The 1,223-nt window shown below is 47.3% G+C and carries 1 protein-coding gene; it reads left to right on the top strand.

Going from position 1 to position 1,223, the window contains the following annotated elements; translation table 11 throughout:
- Nucleotides 1-55: 55 nt before the first annotated feature.
- The gene (locus ACIPUG_RS21400) at nt 56-1,216 is read left to right on the top strand and encodes an IS30 family transposase (protein WP_039520252.1); all 1,161 of its coding nucleotides are present in this window, start codon (nt 56-58) and stop codon (nt 1,214-1,216) included.
- The last annotated feature ends 7 nt before the right edge of the window (nt 1,217-1,223 follow it).

Below are 1,223 nucleotides of genomic sequence, written 5' to 3'. Positions count from 1 at the left end.
GCTGTGAGTTCAATGGGTCGATGCAACGCTATCCTTAATCAAGGGGGACGTTGCCATGAAACGAAGAACGCGCATTAACTACACGCCAGAACAGAAAGCGATTATCTGGGACAGGTATAAGCAAGGTGATTCCCTGCATGATATCGCCAGAATGTTCGACAGATATCATTCTTCTATTATGCCCACTATCCACCAGACTGGTGGATATCGTCCCCCTGTCCGAAAGCGGCACCCGTTAGCTCTTTCACTTGATGAAAGAGAGGAAATATCCAGAGCGCTGGTAACAAAAATCAGCATCAGAGCGATCGCAAACAAGCTATCGAGAGCACCTTCAACAATTAGCCGCGAGATCAAGAGGCACGGTGGTGCAAAACAATACCGTGCATCAAAAGCGGATACTGCTGCGTGGGAAAATGCTCTGAGACCAAAACCTTGCAAGCTAATTGAAAGACCCACACTGTGTAAAATCATCGCAGAGAAGATGCATCAGGACTGGTCGCCGGAACAAATCGCCGGTTGGCTGAAACGCTGTTATCCGGATAATCAGGAAATGCATGTGTCACATGAAACGATATATAAAACGCTTTTTATACAAACCCGGGGGGCATTAAAAAAAGAACTGCAGCAATGCCTCAGAAGCGGAAGAGTCGTGCGTAGATCCAGAACATCATCGCTTAAAGGGAAAGGATTAGGGTCAATCCCGGATACGATCTCTATCAGCGAAAGGCCACCTGAAGTCGCTGACAGAGCTATACCAGGTCACTGGGAAGGTGACCTGATCCAGGGCTCTAAAAACTCCTATATCGTCACCCTCGTAGAACGTCATTCCCGTTTTGTTATGCTGGCCAAAGTCAGGGACAACAAGACCATAACGGTTATATCTGCACTCATCAAACAAGCCCGAGAATTACCTGCTGAGCTTTATAAAACATTAACATGGGACCGGGGCGTTGAAATGACCAGCCACACCCGGTTTACTGTAGCCACAGATATTCAGGTTTACTTCTGCGATCCTCAATCCCCCTGGCAACGCGGCTCCAATGAAAATACGAACAGATTGCTCAGGCAGTATTTTCCAAAAGGAACTGACTTATCGGTTCACAGCCAGCAAAGACTAAACAGTGTTGCCAGGCAGCTCAACGAGAGGCCAAGAAAAACGCTAGACTATGAATCACCCGCAGAGCGTTTTAACCAATGTGTTGCATCCATCGGTTGAACTCACA

Source organism: Pectobacterium sp. CHL-2024 (assembly GCF_044751765.1).
Lineage (GTDB): Bacteria > Pseudomonadota > Gammaproteobacteria > Enterobacterales > Enterobacteriaceae > Pectobacterium > Pectobacterium brasiliense.
This window is presented reverse-complemented; position numbering and strand designations above follow the sequence as displayed.